The organism is Clostridium sp. MCC328 (assembly GCF_018785465.1).
In the GTDB taxonomy this organism is placed as follows: domain Bacteria; phylum Bacillota; class Clostridia; order Lachnospirales; family Lachnospiraceae; genus Pilosibacter; species Pilosibacter fragilis.
This window is the reverse complement of sequence record NZ_WQPW01000110.1, coordinates 1-1,020: the sequence shown is the minus strand read 5'-3', so window position 1 is coordinate 1,020 and position 1,020 is coordinate 1. Positions and strand designations below refer to the sequence as shown.

Annotated in this window: 2 protein-coding genes; both read right to left on the bottom strand. The window is 43.5% G+C overall.

Features of this window, described 5'->3' with window-relative positions; translation table 11 throughout:
• Positions 1-869: RNA-guided endonuclease TnpB family protein (locus tag GPK83_RS14505; RefSeq protein ID WP_215705113.1), on the bottom strand; the 869-nt coding region annotated here is incomplete at its 3' end.
• Positions 832-1,020, bottom strand: a 189-nt coding sequence (locus GPK83_RS14500) for a transposase (RefSeq protein ID WP_215705112.1), incomplete at its 5' end; no start/stop codon positions are given. The genes GPK83_RS14500 and GPK83_RS14505, both read right to left, overlap by 38 nt.

Sequence of the window (1,020 nt, the reverse complement as noted above, 5' to 3'; positions counted from 1 at the left end):
AACATTCTCCAGCCGTTGTCATGAACACTTTTTCCAAAATGATGTTCCCCGCTCATCGTCTTCAGATCCAGATCTTCGATGCATACGATATCATAGAAATTGGTTATCTTTCTTGATTCTTTATGCAGATAATCTTTTCTCTGGTGAGCGATATGTGTATGGATCCGCGCCACTTTTTTCTGCTGTTTTTTATAACGATTGCTTCCCTTCCGGCAATGACTCAGTTTTCTCTGCGCTTTCGCCAGTTTTTCCTCGCTGTTTCTGAAATAGTGCGGATAACCTGCATGTTTTCCATTGGAATCTACATATAGTTCTTTCATGGAAAAGTCGAGTCCGACGGCCTGCCTTGTGTTCCTTATTTCCACTGGCTTTTCTTCACAAAAATACAGAAGAGAAATATAATACCGCCCATCAGCTTCCAGACAGACGGATGCACCTTTCAGGCAGGCATCTTCCCGGATCTTACGATGCTGCCGGATCCGGATCCAGCCTGCCTTTGGGAGCTTCAGTTTCCCATCTTTTAACAGGATATTTCCATTTACACTGTTTGTGGTATAGCTTTTAACAGGATTCTTTTTTGACTTGAATTTTGGAAATCCAAACAATGGATCCCGGAAAAAGTTTTTATAAGCAGTCTGCAGATGCAGCTGGGCATTGCACAGAGCAAGGCTGTCCACTTCTTTTAGCCATGGAAACTCTGCCTTATATTTTGCCGGAGTGACCTTTAGATTTTTTCCGGTCTTTTCATAGCATTCCTTCTTTTCTGACAGCATCCGGTTATATACGAACCTAACACATCCAAATGTTTTTGCAAACAGTTCCTGCTGTATTTTATTGGGATAGATCCGAAACCGGTATACTACGTTCATGTTTTTTCTCCCCCTGCGTCTCGATGTACTGGCAGATCACTTCGATCAGAGCTCCGCCGGCACTCAGAAGACAGAAGCTCTGACTCCAGAACATTTCCTTCCAGAGCTTCTGCCGGATCTCCGGATACTCTTTTTTGATCAGACGGCTGCT